The organism is Ectopseudomonas alcaliphila, from assembly GCF_900101755.1.
Taxonomy (GTDB): domain Bacteria; phylum Pseudomonadota; class Gammaproteobacteria; order Pseudomonadales; family Pseudomonadaceae; genus Aquipseudomonas; species Aquipseudomonas alcaliphila.
The window spans coordinates 734,048-748,007 of the sequence record NZ_FNAE01000001.1; the positions used below are offsets into that span (position 1 = coordinate 734,048).

Here is a 13,960-nt window from a genome sequence, read left to right on the forward strand (position 1 = left end):
ACGTCGTTTCTACCCCCTGATCCGCTCGTAAGGCACCCGCTCGCGCCCGGCGCGCAGCGTCTGTGCCCACCAGTTCAGTTGCACCAGCGTATGCGCCAGCGCCGAGTTGGCGCGCCGTGGTTCGCTCAGTTGGCCCTGGTCATCGAACTGTTCCCAGGCATTGGTGAAGCTCACCGAGCCACGCACCGTCATCGCATGCAGCTCCGCCAGCACCTGGCGCAGCTGCTCCACCGCGCGCAGCCCGCCGGATACCCCGCCATAGCTGACGAACCCCACCGGCCGTGCTTCCCAGGATGCCGGCACCTCATCGATGAATTGCTTGAGCGCCGCCGGATAGCCGTGGTTGTACTCCGGGGTGACGATCAGAAAGGCATCGGCGCGCAGCAGTTGCTGCAACGACTGATGCCGTTGCTCGGCGAACTCCCGTGCTTCGCCGGGCTGGCGGAACATCACCGCCGGGTCGACCAGGCTCAGCTCGAACTCGCTGCGCTGCTCGATCTGTTCACGCGCCCAGGCCACCACCTGGTCGCAGAAGCGCTCTTCACGCACGCTGCCGTAAATCAGTACCAGTCGGATGCGGTCCTGCATGGAATTGCCCTCGGTGTTGTCTATCAAGGCCAGCGAGGGTAAAACCTCAACTTAACCTGAGGTCAACAGGATTTTTTTCATGACGACGCCTCGTTCCATCCACGAACGCCCTCTGAGCGTCGGCCAGATCGCCGAACGCAGCGGCGTGGCGGTTTCCACGCTGCATTTCTACGAGACCAAAGGGCTGATCCACAGCCAGCGCAATGCCGGCAATCAGCGGCGGTATCGGCGTGATGTGCTGCGCCGCGTGGCGATCATCAAGGTGGCGCAGCGCCTGGGTATTCCCCTGGCCGATATCGGGGTGGCACTGAGTACGCTCCCCTGCGATCACATGCCCACGGCAGCGGACTGGCAGCACCTGTCGGCGCAGTGGCAACGCGATCTGGATGCGCGCATCGAGCAGCTGACGCGGCTGCGCGATCAGCTCACCGGCTGTATCGGTTGCGGCTGCCTGTCGATGCAGGACTGCCCACTGCGCAACCCCAGGGACGAACTCGGCGAACAGGGCGCGGGGGCGCATTTGCTGGAGGCGGATTAATCGTCCTGGCAGTTGCGCTTGTTGCTGAATACCTCGCGGCGAATGTCGCGCACATCCAGGGAAATCGCCGGCACCTGGGGCAGGCGTTGCACCAGGGCGCGCACGATACGCAGCGACAGCGCCCGCTTGTCGTCATCGCTGCGACCGGCCAACACGTAGAAGATCAGGTGCACGAACATTCCCGGCTCGCCACCGATGCAGTGGTGCTCGTACAAACTCAGGCGCACCTTGACCTCGCCGGGTTGGAACAGCCCCGTGTCAGCCGCCTGGTCATGCACCAGCTGCACCAGTTCCTGCGGCGCGATCAGCTCACTCACCTCGCGGGCGGCTTCGATCAGGCAATGCGGCATGGATAAGCCCTTGATGTAAGTGAATTTGTCATACGTTATCACACAACAAACCCGATACCAGCTGGTTTACCGGCTCTGCGCAGAACCGTGCTGAAAGCCAACCTCATCGCCAATAGCGCCGCTGCATAAGGGAAAACCACTCAGACTTTCGTCTAGCCATGCGTTGACAAGCGCTAAAAAGGCTGTCGATAATCCATCAAGTTGTATGACGACATATGACAGCGATAACAACAAGAATCAGGGCCACAACATGACTATTCTCGCCTCTCCCTCAGCGCAGCAGCTCCTCGCCTGCTCGGCATCCATCGCCGCCACACGCCATAGAACCGGATTCGCCGGAGGCTGACGTCAGCCACCAGCAATGACCGGCCGCGTTCGGCCGGGCTATCGCCCTCTACGGGGCAAACACAACATTCCCATCAATGCAGGTCCTGATGCAGACCAGCAGGGGATGGTTCGTTCAAAAACTGGGAGCACAACAACAATGACCGCACGCAACATCATTCCATTGGCCCTGCTCGGCAGCACGGCTCTGGCCCTGGTTATGCCGACCGCCACGCACGCTGCCGGCTTCGTCGAAGACGCCAAGGTCACCCTCGGCCTGCGCAACTACTACTTCAACCGCAACTACCTGAACGGCACCGACCCCGTGATCCGTGGTGAGCGCCAGGGCCAGGCCGAAGGCTGGACGCAGAACTTCATCCTCGATGCCCGCTCCGGCTACACCCAGGGCACCGTTGGCTTCGGCCTCGACGTACTCGGCCTGTACAGCATCAAACTGGACGGCAACCGTGGCGCCGCCAACACCCAGCTGATGCCGATCCACGATGACGGTGAAGCCGCCGATCAATACGGCCGTACCGCCGTGGCTGCCAAGGCCAAGCTCTCCAAGACCGAACTGAAGGTCGGCGAGTGGTTCGCCGTGCTGCCGATCCTGCGTGCTGACGACGGTCGTTCGCTGCCGCAAACCTTCCAGGGCGCTCAGCTGACGTCCGGCGAAATCGACGGCCTGACCCTGTATGGCGGCCAGTTCTGGAAGAACAGCCAGCGTCACGATGCAAGTCGCGAAGAGATGGCCTACAACGCCGGCGGCACAATTGGCCTGGTAGAGGGTGATGACTTCAACTTTGCCGGCGGTGAATACCGTTTCAACGGCAACAGCACCATGGTCGGCGTCTGGCACGCTCGCCTGGAGAATGTCTATCAGCAAAGTTTCGTACAGCTGACCCACAGCCAGCCGGTGGGTGACTGGGTACTGGGCGCCAACCTGGGTTACTTCAACGGCAAGGACGAAGGCTCATCCAAAGCTGGCGATCTGGATAACAAGGTGTATCAGGGCGCGCTATCGGCCAAGAGAGGCAACAACACCTTTCAGGTCACCTACCAGCGCCTGAGCGGTGACACCAAGTTCCTGCGTGTCGACGGTGCCAGTGGCGGCTCGCTGGTCAACGACGGTTTCCTGTCGGCCTTCGACAGCCCCGAGGAGCGCTCCTGGCAGTTGCGTCATGACTACAACTTCGCCGGCCTTGGCGTCCCCGGCCTGACCCTGATGAACCGCTACACCAGCGGCTCGAACATCCATGCCGGCGGCCGTACCGACGCCGAAGAATGGAGCCGCGAGACCGAGCTGGCGTACACCATCCAGGAAGGCACCTTGAAGAACCTGAACGTGCGCTGGCGTAACTCCAACGTCCGCCGCGACGTTGGCCAGGATCTGCACGAGAACCGTCTGATCATCAACTATCCGCTGTCGATCCTGTAATACCGGACGCTTCACTGCGTCCTATTGACTCCTGTGTGTTACGGCACTTTACGCCCGTCCTCGTGACGGGCTTTTTTTGTACGCGCAAGATTGCATCCGGCTATGGATGCCTGATCGATAAGGTATAAGTGGCAACCCCCCGTTGAACATCTGGCAACAGGTAACAACATGCATATCCGGCACATAGCCACGGAAGAACTCGGACAGCTCCTGGGCCTGTACCAGCATCTTCATCCCCAGGACGAACCACTACCCGATCCAGAAGCGGTCGAGTCGATATGGCACGAACTGATGGCCAATCCCCGCTACCAGTATCTCGGCGTCTTTCAAGAAAGTCGCCTGACCGCCAGTTGCACCCTGACCCTGGTCCCCAACCTGACCCATGGCTGCAAGCCGTATGGACTGATCGAAAATGTCGTCACGCATAGCGACTACCGTCAGCGCGGCCTTGGCAAGAAACTGCTGGCGCATGCGTTAGAGCGAGCCTGGGAGGCAGGTTGCTACAAGGTCATGCTAATGACCGGCCGCAAGGACGAAGCCACGCTGGGCTTCTATAAAGCCGCAGGTTTTGACCCGAACGACAAACAGGCCTTTGTCGCCAGGCCTACCCACAAGACCCCGACGGTTACAACCTCGTAGCCCGGATGCAATCCGGGGCATTCCGAGCGGTGGATCGGTAAAGCGTGATCCACCCTGCTTGTTACGCGGTGCGCATCAATGAGCAGCGTCCCTACCTCAGGGTCGCGACCATCTGCGCCAGCACGGTCAACACATCCTGCCCCAGCTTCTGCGAGCGTGCGCCATTCCAGCCGGTGCGTGGCTGCGGGTTGTCGTCGTGGTCCTTGAACGGCATCTCGATGGTGAACGACAGGCAGTCGAAGGCCTGGCCGACGGCGTTGCAGGCCAGGGTCAGGTTGGCCTGACCCGGCTCGTCGCGCGGGTAGCCGAAACGGGTCTGGAACTCCGCACCGATGCCGACCAGGCGGCTGCGAAAGTCCTCTTCCAATGCAGCCAAACGCGGGGTGTAGCCCGGATTGCCCTCACAGCCGGCGGTGAACACGTGGGGGATTTCTTCGTCGCCGTGGATGTCGAGGAACAGGTCGACGCCAAGACGCTGCATATGCTGCAGCACGAACAACACCTCAGGGCTGCGCTCGGAGCTGGCCGACTGCCAGGCGCGATTAAGATCCTGTCCGGCATGGTTGGTGCGCAGATGACCGCGATAGGCGCCGTCCGGGTTCATGTTCGGCACCAGATAGAACTCGGCCTCGGCCAGCAGCGCGGTGATCTCGGCATCCTGCGGATTCTGCAGACGCTCGATCAGCCCCTCCATGAACCACTCGGCCATGTGCTCGCCGGGGTGCTGCTGGGCGATGATCCACAGCTTGAGCCGTGCGCCCGCCTGGCCGCCGATGCGCAGTAGCTGGATATCGCGCCCTTCCAGGCTTCTGCCACTGGCCACCAGTTCGGCACCGCGCTCGAGCGCCTTGGCGATCAAGCGCTCATGTCGCGCCCGTGGATAGGGCTCGAAATAGGCGAACCGCACGCACTCATGCTCGGCCTGCAATTCGAAATGCAATTGACCGTCCTCGAAACGGGTCGGCACGCGAAACCAGTCCAGCTGATCGTAGCTGGCCACGGCCTGGTAACCGTCCCAGGCGCGGTTATAGGCCGACTGCCCGGCATTGGTCAGGCTGAAGCCATAACGCTGACCAGGCTGCAGGCCATCGACCTGAAAGTGAAACCACTGGAAATGGTAGCTGTTGAGGTCCGGCCGCATGGCCAGCAGCACGCGCTGCGGGTCACTGGCATCGATGACCTGGATGTTGCCACTGTCGAAATCCGCGCTGATCTTCATGACTGCCTCGTAAGCGAAATCAGTGCTCAGGATTGCAGTTCATGGCGCGAGTGTGAAGTCGCACCGCGACAGACTGATCAACGACAGCGAACTATGGTGGTCAGGGTCAGCCTAACAGCCACTTGCCCTGTTTCTCGCTTACGGAGTCTCTGCCATGCCCAGCCCGATCAACCTGTTTCACGCCACCACCGCCCTGCTCGCCCTCGCGCTGCTGGCAGGCTGCGCCGGGCGTGACCCCGACTCCACTGCACCGGAAAAACAGCCGCAGGCCGAACAACCCATCACCCAGACCGAGCAGGAGCAATTACGCCAGCAGGCCCAACGCGGTGATCTGGACAGCCAGTTCCAGCTCGGCAGCAGCTACTTCGTCGGCCAACCGGAGAAGAACCTCAAGCAGGCCGAATACTGGTGGAAGCAGGCCGCAGACAAGGGTCATGCCATGGCTGCGGTAAGCCTGGCCTACCTCTATACGGGGCGCGATGCGCCAGAGTTCGCCAACCAGCGCGACATGCTCAAGTACCTCAATCAGTCAGCCGCTGCAGGTAACCCCATGGCGCAGCATGTCCTCGGCAACCTCTACCGGCGCGGCGAAGGTGGCGTGTCGCGCGATCCCGACCAGGCCCAGCGCCTGTACCAGAGTGCCTGCCAGCAGAACTACGAGCTGTCCTGCGCGGCGCTGGGTCGTCAGTAAATCGAGGTAGGTCGCGGCCCTGCATCAGGGCTGCAGGTCGAAAAGGGCCTTGCCGCTTTGCATATCGCAAGGCGCCGAGAAGTGTTCGTGGAAGATCAGCCAGCGGCCGCCCTGGCGACGCAGGCACTGGGTCACGCGCATCCAGCAGCTCTCCATCTCGCCTTTGTCGTTGGTGCCGCCGCAGTGCAGCAGGTAGTGGGTCACGCCAAGATCACCTGCGGCGGTGAAGGTCGGCTCATGCGGCTCGAACATCCCCGGGCCGCTGCACATCTCCATGCAGGCCTGCCAATGCGCCTGATACGCCGGGCGCCCCTGAAAGCGCAAGGGACCCACGGCATCGTAGGACACCACCTCTTCCACGTAGTGGCTCATGATGCGCGCCACGTCCTTGCTGCGGCAGGCTTCGGTCCAGCTGTTCAGTGCGTCTTGCAGTTCGTGCTGACTCATGTCGTTCTCCTTATCTGAGGTTCAGGCCTTGTGGGCACAGCAGTCGTGGCTGGGCGCGGCTTGCTCGTACTCGTCGTGCAGGCGCGTCCAGTTGAGCCCCTTGCCGTGCAGATCGGGCATGCCATCCCAACCTTCGCCGCGGCCAAAAGGCGTGAAGTCGAGGAAATGGAAGCTGCTCATCAGCATCTCCAGCCCACGGCCATAACAGGAATAGGTGTGATAGATCCGCCCACCGTCACGCAGGAACACGCTGACACCGGGCTGCTCGCCCTGGACGTGATAGGTCAGGCCCAGGCGCTCGAGCTCGTCCTTGTCGCGGTAGTTGTATTCGACCGGCGCGACCTGCTCGTCGGTGGTGGCGTGGTAGTCGTAGTTGAAGCGGCTGCCGTAGGAGCTGTACCAGGGCAGCGTCCAGCCCATGCGTCGTTTAAAAGCTTCGAGATCGGCCAGCGGTGCGCGCGAGACCAGCACCAGATTGGTGTCACGCGCATGCAGGTGCGATTGATGGCCGATGTTGTCGACGAGACAGGAGCAGCCGTCGCAGCCCTCGCCGCGGTCCATGTGATACATGAAGTGGTAGACGATCAGTTGGCTACGGCCGTCGAACAACGCCTCCAGCCCGACCTCGCCCTGCGGCCCGTCGAAACGATAATCCTCCTCCACCAGCACCATGGGCAGCGCGCGGCGCGCACGGTTGAGCGCGTCGCGCTGGCGGGTCAGGGCCTTTTCCTGCTCGAGCAGCGCCTTGCGTGCTGCCAGCCACTGCTCGCGCGTGGCTACCTGGGGGATATAGCTGCGGTCCATATCGGTTCTCCCTGTTGATCGAGCCTTGTCGGCTCAGTGCTGGCCGACCTGAAGTTGCGCCGGCTGGATATCCAGCTCGCGTACCGGGCGCACCTCCACGCAGCCGACACGGGCGGCAGGAATGTGGCCGGCGAGCTGGATGGCCTCGTTGAGATCGCGCGCCTCCACCAGATAGAAGCCGGCCAGTTGCTCCTTGGTTTCGGCGAAGGGGCCGTCGGTGATCGCCAACTTGCCGCCGCGCATGCGCACGATGGTGGCGGTCTGCACCGACTGCAACGCCTCGGCGGCGAGCATGCGCCCGCTCTCCTGCACACGCTGGGCGTAGGCGTGACACTCGCTGTCGTGCGGGCTGTCGGGGGAGCTGTGCAGCTCCTGTTCATTGGCGTAGACGAGGCAGAGGTATTTCATGGCGTGCTCCAGTTCCTTGGCGGTGGGTACTGGATAGTCGAACGCGGCGTACGCAGTTCGACATTGGCCGGAAAAACATCGTCGGAACCGACGAACGGTAGGGTGCGCCGTGCGCACCGGCCTCTCCGTAGTCCTTGCGCACTGGCGATTAGAAGTCTGCCGACAACCTCGGTGCGCGCAGCGCACCCTACTCGGGCACTTCGACGCTGACGTGAATGGCGTCGTGACGCCAGAACTCCAGATCGCAGTCGATGATGCGCCCATGCTGGTCGCGGTTGACCCGGGTAATGCGCAGCGCCGGGCTGCCGGGCGCCACCTTGAGGCTGGCTGCGGCTTCGGCATGCAGGGCGGTGGGCACCATGTCGAAACGCACGCGACCATAGTGAATGCCATATTCACTGGCATAGAGGTCGGTCAGCGAGCGGGTCAGGTCGAAGTCGAGAATGCCGGGGAAGTAGGCCGGATTCAGGTAATGCTCGACATACAGCACCAGGCGCCCGTCGATGCGCCGCGCGCGACACACCTGATAGACGCTCGATAGCGCCGGTAGCTCCAGCACCTGGCAGATCTGTGCGCTGGCCGGCATCAGCCTGGCGCTCAGCACTTCGGTAGCCGGCACCCGCCCCTGCTCGGCCACCATGGCGTGGAAGTGGGTACGCACCAGGGGGTTGTAGGCCACCCGCTGTGGCGAAACGAACCAGCCACGACGTTCCTCGCGATAGACCAGCCCTTGCGCCTCCAACTGGCCAAGGGCCTCACGCAGGGTGATGCGCGTGGTGTCGAACAACTCACTGAGCTTGCGCTCGGCCGGCAACTTGCTGCCGGAGGGCAACAGGCCCCGGTCGATCTGCTCCTGCAAGGCGCGGCAGATGATGGTGACGGCCCGTGGCGCTTCTTCGCGCATCAAAATTTCCCCTTTTGGACTAGTCCAGCCCCATCACAGGGCAAAAGTCACTCGCTCACACGGGTTACAAGACTAGGCAGTCTAGATGACTGATAGATGACAACTCTGCTGCAAGCACGCTGCATGCCACCGTCATGCTCACTCACAGCCCAGCAAATCAGCCACTTATCCATGGTCTACGCTTGTGAAGCGCACCGGCCCGCTAGACCTAGACATCTGCCACTCGTGGCCGGACATAAAACTGTCATCGAAGGCGCTTAGATTGGCTCGGGTATTGCTGATCTAGACCAACACTCTCACTGCAAAGGAGTTTCCAATGAAACAACTGCTGCTGGCTTCACTGATGGGCTCGGCCATCGCTCTGGCGACCTCCGCCATGGCCGAAGGCACCGACTTGCAGGCACTGGAAAAGGCTGCACGCGCCGAAGGCGCGGTGAATAGCGTGGGTATGCCCGACAGCTGGGCCAACTGGAAAGACACCTGGGCGGATCTGACCAAGCTCTACGGCCTCAAGCACCAGGACACCGACATGAGCTCGGCGCAGGAAATCGCCAAGTTCGCCGCCGAGAAGGAAAACGCCACCGCCGATATCGGTGACGTCGGCGCCGCCTTCGGCCCCATCGCCGTGCAGCAGGGCGTGACCCAGCCGTACAAGCCGAGCACCTGGGAGCAGATCCCGGACTGGGCCAAGGACCAGGACGGCCACTGGATGCTGGCCTACACCGGCACAATCGCCTTCATCGTCAACAAGCAACTGGTCAAGGACATCCCCCGTTCCTGGGCGGACCTCAAGACCGGTACCTACAAGGTGGCTGCAGGTGACGTAAGCAGCGCAGCGCAAGCGGTAAACGGTGTGCTGGCCGCAGCCATCGCGCTGGGCGGCAACGAAAGCAACGTGCAACCCGCGCTGGACATGTATGCCGATCTGGCCAAACAGCGTCGCCTGCTGCTGGCCAACCCGACCATCCAGACCCTGGAAAAGGGTGAAGTGGAAGTCGGCATCGTCTGGGACTTCAACGGCCTGAGCTACCGCGACCAGATCGACCCCGAGCGCTTCGAGGTACTGATCCCGTCCGACGGTTCGGTGATCTCCGGCTACAGCACCATCATCAACAAATGGGCGAAGAACCCCAACGCCGCCAAGCTGACCCGCGAATACATCCTCAGCGATGCCGGGCAGATCAACCTGGCCAAGGGTAACGCCCGTCCGATCCGCGCCGAGCACATCGACCTGCCGGCTGACGTACAGGCCAAGCTGCTGCCGCAGGAGCAATACGCCAAGGTTCAGCCGATCAAGGATGCCGCTGCCTGGGAAGCCACTTCCAAGGCCCTGCCGCGCCTGTGGCAGGAGCACGTGATCATCAATATGAATTGATGCCCGCCTCCCCTCTCCCGTTTACGGGAGAGGGGCCGGGGGAGAGGGTGAGAGACGCCACGCCCTGCCAGATCTGAACGGAACCCGGATTGCATCCGGGTTACGAGCGAAAGAGAGAAACCGATGAAACACAACGTCATCCTGGTGGTACTGGATGGCCTGAGCTATCAGGTGGCCCAGCATGCGCTGGGCCACCTGTTGGCTTACTGCCAGGCCGGGCGCGCCGCGCTGTACAAGCTGGACTGCGCACTGCCGGCACTGTCCCGCCCGCTCTACGAATGCATCCTCACCGGCGTTGCGCCCATCGACAGCGGCATCGTGCACAACGATGTGGTACGCCTGTCGAACCAGCGCAGCGTCTTTCATTACGCCCGTGATGCTGGCCTGACGACTGCCGCCGCGGCCTATCACTGGGTCAGCGAGTTGTACAACCGCGCGCCCTTCCAGGCTGCCCGCGACCGCCATACCAGTGATGAGTCGCTACCGATCCAGCACGGCCACTTCTACTACGCCGACCATTACCCGGATTCGCACCTGTTCGCCGATGCCGACAGCCTGCGCCAGCTTCACGCGCCGAACCTGCTGCTGGTGCACCCGATGAACATCGATGACGCCGGTCACAAGCACGGCCTCGACAGCTCGCAATACCGCAACGCCGCGCGCATGGCCGATGTGCTGCTGGCCGAATACATCCAGACCTGGCTCGACGCCGGTTACCAGATCCTGGTGACCGCCGACCACGGCATGAACAACGACCGCAGCCATAACGGCGTGCTGCCGGAAGAGCGCGAAGTGCCGCTGATCGTCCTCGGCAGCGCCTTCAGCCTCGACCCGGCCGCTCGCCCGCAACAGACCGAGCTATGCGGCACCATCTGCCAGTTGCTCGGCGCGGCCCACGACAAACCCTGGTGCAGGGAATTGCTTGCATGAAATCCACCATCTCCAGCAAGGGCTGGGCACTGCTGTGCCTGGTGCCCTTCGCCCTGTTCTTCTTCGCCTTCCAGATCGCGCCGCTGGCCTGGGTAGCGAGCAACAGCCTGAATACCGCCGAAGGTTGGGGCCTGGGCAATTTCCAGCAGGCCTTCTCCTCGGCCTTCTACCGCCAGGCCATGCGCCACAGCCTGGAAGTCGCTTTCTGGTCGAGCCTGTTCGGCATCGTCATCGCCATCATCGGCAGCTACTCGCTGCGCCAGGTCAGCAGCCGCCTGCGCGATTTCGTCATGGCCTTCTCCAACATGACCAGCAACTTCTCCGGGGTGCCGCTGGCCTTCGCCTTCATCATCCTGCTTGGCTTCAACGGCGCGCTGACCATCCTGCTCAAGCAGATGGGCGTGATCGAGGACTTCAACCTCTATTCCAAGACCGGCCTGATCGTCCTTTACACCTACTTCCAGATTCCCCTCGGCGTGTTGCTGCTCTACCCGGCCTTCGACGCCCTGCGCGAAGACTGGCGTGAGTCGGCCGAACTGCTCGGCGCCAACACCTGGCAGTTCTGGCGCCATATCGGCCTGCCGGTGCTGACACCGGCGCTGCTCGGTACCTTCGTCATCCTCCTGGCCAACGCCCTCGGCGCCTATGCCACGGTGTATGCGCTGACCACTGGCAACTTCAACATCCTGCCGATTCGTATCGCGGCGATGGTCTCCGGCGACATCTTCCTCGACCCGAACATGGCCAGCGCGTTGGCGATGGTGCTGGTCGGCCTGATGACCCTGATCACCATCGTCCACCAATGGCTGCTGCGCCGGAGCTACCATGTCACCCGCTGAAAAACGCTCGCCGCTGTTCCACCAACTGGTGGTCTACCTGCTGTTTCTGATCCTGCTGCTGCCGCTGCTCGGCACCCTGGTGTACTCGCTGTCCAGCAGTTGGTCGGCGACCATCCTGCCCAGCGGTTTCACCTTCAAATGGTACGTGGCACTGTGGAGCGACACGCGCTTTCTCGCCGCCTTCGGCCGCTCGCTGCTGGTGTGCTTCGGTGCCCTGGCGCTGGCGCTGCTGCTGATCCTGCCGCTGCTGTTCGTGGTCAACTACCACTTCCCCAAGCTGGACGGCGTGATGAACGTGCTGATCCTGCTGCCGTTCGCCATTCCCCCGGTGGTGTCCTCGGTGGGCCTGATGCAGCTGTTCGCGGCCGGCCCGCTGCCGATCCTCGGCACACCCTGGATCCTGATCGGCTGCTACTTCACCATCGCCCTGCCCTTCATGTACCGGGCGATAACGAACAATTTACAAGCGATCAATCTGCGCGACCTGATGGACGCCGCCCACCTGCTCGGCGCCAGCACCTGGCGCGCGGCCCTGATGGTGGTGCTGCCGAATCTGCGCAAGGGCCTGATGGTCTCGGTGTTTCTGTCCTTCAGCTTCCTGTTCGGCGAATTCGTCTTCGCCAACCTGCTGGTGGGCAGCCGCTACGAGACGCTGCAGGTTTACCTGTACAACATGCGCAACGACAGCGGCCATTTCACCAGCGCCCTGGTGATCTCCTATTTCATGTTCGTGCTGCTGATGACCTGGGCGGCCAACCGTCTGAACAAGGACAAATCATGAGTTACCTGAATATCCGCGGCCTGCACAAAAGCTACGGCCCGACCCGCATCTTCACCGACATCAATATCGAGATCGGCCAGGGTCAGTTCATCACCCTGCTCGGCCCGTCCGGCTGCGGCAAGTCCACCCTGCTGCGCTGCATCGCCGGCCTGACCGCGGTCGACGGCGGGCAGATCCTGCTGGGCGGCGAGGACCTGGTACCCGTGGCGCCGCAAAAACGCGGCATCGGCATGGTGTTCCAGAGCTACGCCTTGTTCCCCAATATGACCGTGCAACAGAACGTCGCCTTCGGCCTGCGCATGCAGAAAGTCCCAGCCGCCGAGGCCAGCAAGCGCGTCGCCGAGGTGCTGGAGCTGGTGGAGCTGAACGACTACGCCAATCGCTACCCGCAACAACTGTCTGGCGGCCAGTGCCAGCGTGTGGCCCTGGCCCGTTCGCTGGTCACCCGCCCACGCCTGCTGCTGCTTGACGAACCACTGTCGGCGCTGGATGCACGCATCCGCAAACACCTGCGCGAGCAGATCCGCGCCATCCAGCGCGAGCTGGGCCTGACCACCATCTTCGTCACCCATGACCAAGAGGAAGCGCTGGTCTTGTCTGATCGCATCGTGCTGATGAACGGCGGCCAGATCGTCCAGAGCGGCGACGCCGAAACCCTCTACACCGCACCGGCGGACGCATTTGCGGCAGGTTTTATCGGCAACTACAACCTGCTCGACGCCGATGCCGCCAGTCGCCTGCTGCTGCGCCCGGTGAACAGCCGCGTGGCGATTCGCCCGGAGGCCATCCAGCTGGGCGGCCCTGGTATCGAGGGCACCATTCTCAGTCACAGCCTGCTCGGTAACGTCGTGCGCTACCGGGTCGAGGCCCGTGGCGTAGAGCTGCTGGTGGACGTGCTCAATCGTTCCGCGGCCGACCTGCACCAGGACGGCCAGAGCGTCAACCTGGCCATTGGCGCCGATGCGATCCGGGAGGTGGCGTGATGGCCCTGGCGATTTTCGACCTCGACGAAACCCTGATCCACGGCGACTGCGCCAGCCTGTGGACCCAGGAAATGGTGAAGATCGGCTGGGCCGACGGTGAATCCTTCATCGGCCACGAACAGGAGCTGATGCGACAGTACGCCGCCGGTACCCTGGCCATGGAAGACTACATGGCCTTCACCCTGTCGCCGCTGGTCGGCCGCACGCCCGAGGAGGTCGCCCATGTGGTCGAGCCCTTCGTCGAGGACGTGATTGAACCGATCTTCTACAGCGACGCCAGCCGCACCCTGGCCGCGCACCGTGCCGCCGGCGACCGTCTGCTGGTGATTTCCGCCTCGGCGCATTTCCTGGTCAGCGCCATCGCCGAGCGCTTCGGTATCGACGAGGTATTGGCCATCGACCTGGAGCTGCAGCACGGCTTCTACAGCGGGCGTACCCAGGGCGTACTGACCTACCGTGAGGGTAAGGTGACTCGCCTGGAGAGCTGGTTGATCGAACAGGACGAAAGCCTGGTTGGCGCCAGCTTCTATTCCGACTCGCGCAACGACCTGCCGCTGCTGCAACGGGTGGACAAGCCGTTCACCGTCAACCCCGACCCGACCCTGCGCGCCCACGCCGAGCAGGCCGGCTGGCCGATTCTCAGCTGGCGCTGAGCCGCCGTAGGGTGCGCTGTGCGCACCAACCTGAGCGGGGAAATTTGGT

The 13,960-nt window shown here is 62.8% G+C and carries 17 protein-coding genes; 10 read left to right on the plus strand and 7 right to left on the minus strand.

All coding sequences use genetic code 11. The features are described from left to right. Positions 1-9: 9 nt before the first annotated feature. The gene (locus tag BLR77_RS03545; protein WP_074675490.1) at positions 10-588 is read right to left on the minus strand and encodes an NADPH-dependent FMN reductase; all 579 of its coding nucleotides are present in this window, start codon (positions 586-588) and stop codon (positions 10-12) included. Between the two features lie 79 nt (positions 589-667). On the opposite strand from BLR77_RS03545, the gene soxR reads away from it, so the two are divergent. Beyond that, positions 668-1,126, plus strand: coding sequence for a redox-sensitive transcriptional activator SoxR (gene soxR / locus BLR77_RS03550; protein WP_074675491.1), 459 nt, complete (start codon positions 668-670; stop codon positions 1,124-1,126). On the opposite strand, the gene BLR77_RS03555 is transcribed toward soxR, so the two are convergent. Beyond that, entirely contained in the window at positions 1,123-1,476 is a 354-nt protein-coding gene (locus BLR77_RS03555; protein ID WP_074675492.1) for a 5-carboxymethyl-2-hydroxymuconate Delta-isomerase, read from the minus strand. The genes soxR and BLR77_RS03555 overlap by 4 nt on opposite strands. Positions 1,477-1,960: 484 nt before the next feature. On the opposite strand from BLR77_RS03555, the gene BLR77_RS03560 reads away from it, so the two are divergent. Beyond that, a complete protein-coding gene (locus tag BLR77_RS03560) occupies positions 1,961-3,238 on the plus strand; it encodes an OprD family porin (protein ID WP_074675493.1) in 1,278 nt (425 codons plus the stop codon). A 168-nt stretch (positions 3,239-3,406) separates the two neighbouring features. Continuing rightward, the gene (locus BLR77_RS03565; protein WP_074675494.1) at positions 3,407-3,877 is read left to right on the plus strand and encodes a GNAT family N-acetyltransferase; all 471 of its coding nucleotides are present in this window, start codon (positions 3,407-3,409) and stop codon (positions 3,875-3,877) included. Between the two features lie 91 nt (positions 3,878-3,968). On the opposite strand, the gene BLR77_RS03570 is transcribed toward BLR77_RS03565, so the two are convergent. Next, positions 3,969-5,096, minus strand: a complete 1,128-nt coding sequence (locus BLR77_RS03570; protein WP_074675495.1) for a M14 family metallopeptidase — start codon at positions 5,094-5,096, stop codon at positions 3,969-3,971. 154 nt (positions 5,097-5,250) lie between these two features. On the opposite strand from BLR77_RS03570, the gene BLR77_RS03575 reads away from it, so the two are divergent. Then, positions 5,251-5,787 carry a tetratricopeptide repeat protein gene (locus tag BLR77_RS03575; protein ID WP_074675496.1) on the plus strand — a complete coding sequence of 179 codons (537 nt, stop codon included), beginning with the start codon at positions 5,251-5,253 and terminating at the stop codon, positions 5,785-5,787. Positions 5,788-5,811: 24 nt separating this feature from the next. On the opposite strand, the gene BLR77_RS03580 is transcribed toward BLR77_RS03575, so the two are convergent. The 4 genes from BLR77_RS03580 to BLR77_RS03595 form a co-directional block, all read right to left on the minus strand. Next, the gene (locus BLR77_RS03580; protein WP_074675497.1) at positions 5,812-6,234 is read right to left on the minus strand and encodes a YybH family protein; all 423 of its coding nucleotides are present in this window, start codon (positions 6,232-6,234) and stop codon (positions 5,812-5,814) included. 21 nt (positions 6,235-6,255) lie between these two features. After that, positions 6,256-7,038, minus strand: a complete 783-nt coding sequence (locus BLR77_RS03585; RefSeq protein ID WP_074675498.1) for a DUF899 domain-containing protein — start codon at positions 7,036-7,038, stop codon at positions 6,256-6,258. Between the two features lie 33 nt (positions 7,039-7,071). Beyond that, positions 7,072-7,446: a YciI family protein gene (locus tag BLR77_RS03590; protein ID WP_074675499.1), complete on the minus strand. Its 375-nt coding sequence runs from the start codon at positions 7,444-7,446 to the stop codon at positions 7,072-7,074. Between the two features lie 187 nt (positions 7,447-7,633). Continuing rightward, entirely contained in the window at positions 7,634-8,350 is a 717-nt protein-coding gene (locus BLR77_RS03595; RefSeq protein WP_074675500.1) for a UTRA domain-containing protein, read from the minus strand. Between the two features lie 316 nt (positions 8,351-8,666). Here BLR77_RS03595 and BLR77_RS03600 point away from each other — a divergent pair, with 316 nt between their 5' ends. The 6 genes from BLR77_RS03600 (at position 8,667) to BLR77_RS03625 (ending at position 13,911) form a co-directional block, all read left to right on the plus strand. Beyond that, a complete protein-coding gene (locus BLR77_RS03600) occupies positions 8,667-9,725 on the plus strand; it encodes an ABC transporter substrate-binding protein (RefSeq protein WP_074675501.1) in 1,059 nt (352 codons plus the stop codon). A 123-nt stretch (positions 9,726-9,848) separates the two neighbouring features. Continuing rightward, positions 9,849-10,655 carry an alkaline phosphatase family protein gene (locus BLR77_RS03605; RefSeq protein WP_074675502.1) on the plus strand — a complete coding sequence of 269 codons (807 nt, stop codon included), beginning with the start codon at positions 9,849-9,851 and terminating at the stop codon, positions 10,653-10,655. After that, on the plus strand, positions 10,652-11,494 hold the full coding sequence (locus BLR77_RS03610) for an ABC transporter permease (protein ID WP_074675503.1): 843 nt from the start codon (positions 10,652-10,654) through the stop codon (positions 11,492-11,494). Before BLR77_RS03605 ends, BLR77_RS03610 begins: the two co-directional genes overlap by 4 nt. Further along, a complete protein-coding gene (locus BLR77_RS03615; protein ID WP_074675504.1) occupies positions 11,481-12,275 on the plus strand; it encodes an ABC transporter permease in 795 nt (264 codons plus the stop codon). Before BLR77_RS03610 ends, BLR77_RS03615 begins: the two co-directional genes overlap by 14 nt. Further along, a complete protein-coding gene (locus BLR77_RS03620; RefSeq protein WP_074675505.1) occupies positions 12,272-13,258 on the plus strand; it encodes an ABC transporter ATP-binding protein in 987 nt (328 codons plus the stop codon). The genes BLR77_RS03615 and BLR77_RS03620 overlap by 4 nt, the downstream gene beginning before the upstream one ends. After that, on the plus strand, positions 13,258-13,911 hold the full coding sequence (locus BLR77_RS03625) for an HAD family hydrolase (RefSeq protein ID WP_074675506.1): 654 nt from the start codon (positions 13,258-13,260) through the stop codon (positions 13,909-13,911). The genes BLR77_RS03620 and BLR77_RS03625 overlap by 1 nt, the downstream gene beginning before the upstream one ends. Positions 13,912-13,960: the final 49 nt, after the last annotated feature.

Coding starts and splice junctions, on each gene's coding strand:
- BLR77_RS03545 (WP_074675490.1), bottom strand. CDS start 588: ATGCAGGACCGCATCCGACTGGTACTGATTTACGGCAGCGTGCGTGAA.
- soxR (WP_074675491.1), top strand. CDS start 668: ATGACGACGCCTCGTTCCATCCACGAACGCCCTCTGAGCGTCGGCCAG.
- BLR77_RS03555 (WP_074675492.1), bottom strand. CDS start 1,476: ATGCCGCATTGCCTGATCGAAGCCGCCCGCGAGGTGAGTGAGCTGATC.
- BLR77_RS03560 (WP_074675493.1), top strand. CDS start 1,961: ATGACCGCACGCAACATCATTCCATTGGCCCTGCTCGGCAGCACGGCT.
- BLR77_RS03565 (WP_074675494.1), top strand. CDS start 3,407: ATGCATATCCGGCACATAGCCACGGAAGAACTCGGACAGCTCCTGGGC.
- BLR77_RS03570 (WP_074675495.1), bottom strand. CDS start 5,096: ATGAAGATCAGCGCGGATTTCGACAGTGGCAACATCCAGGTCATCGAT.
- BLR77_RS03575 (WP_074675496.1), top strand. CDS start 5,251: ATGCCCAGCCCGATCAACCTGTTTCACGCCACCACCGCCCTGCTCGCC.
- BLR77_RS03580 (WP_074675497.1), bottom strand. CDS start 6,234: ATGAGTCAGCACGAACTGCAAGACGCACTGAACAGCTGGACCGAAGCC.
- BLR77_RS03585 (WP_074675498.1), bottom strand. CDS start 7,038: ATGGACCGCAGCTATATCCCCCAGGTAGCCACGCGCGAGCAGTGGCTG.
- BLR77_RS03590 (WP_074675499.1), bottom strand. CDS start 7,446: ATGAAATACCTCTGCCTCGTCTACGCCAATGAACAGGAGCTGCACAGC.
- BLR77_RS03595 (WP_074675500.1), bottom strand. CDS start 8,350: ATGCGCGAAGAAGCGCCACGGGCCGTCACCATCATCTGCCGCGCCTTG.
- BLR77_RS03600 (WP_074675501.1), top strand. CDS start 8,667: ATGAAACAACTGCTGCTGGCTTCACTGATGGGCTCGGCCATCGCTCTG.
- BLR77_RS03605 (WP_074675502.1), top strand. CDS start 9,849: ATGAAACACAACGTCATCCTGGTGGTACTGGATGGCCTGAGCTATCAG.
- BLR77_RS03610 (WP_074675503.1), top strand. CDS start 10,652: ATGAAATCCACCATCTCCAGCAAGGGCTGGGCACTGCTGTGCCTGGTG.
- BLR77_RS03615 (WP_074675504.1), top strand. CDS start 11,481: ATGTCACCCGCTGAAAAACGCTCGCCGCTGTTCCACCAACTGGTGGTC.
- BLR77_RS03620 (WP_074675505.1), top strand. CDS start 12,272: ATGAGTTACCTGAATATCCGCGGCCTGCACAAAAGCTACGGCCCGACC.
- BLR77_RS03625 (WP_074675506.1), top strand. CDS start 13,258: ATGGCCCTGGCGATTTTCGACCTCGACGAAACCCTGATCCACGGCGAC.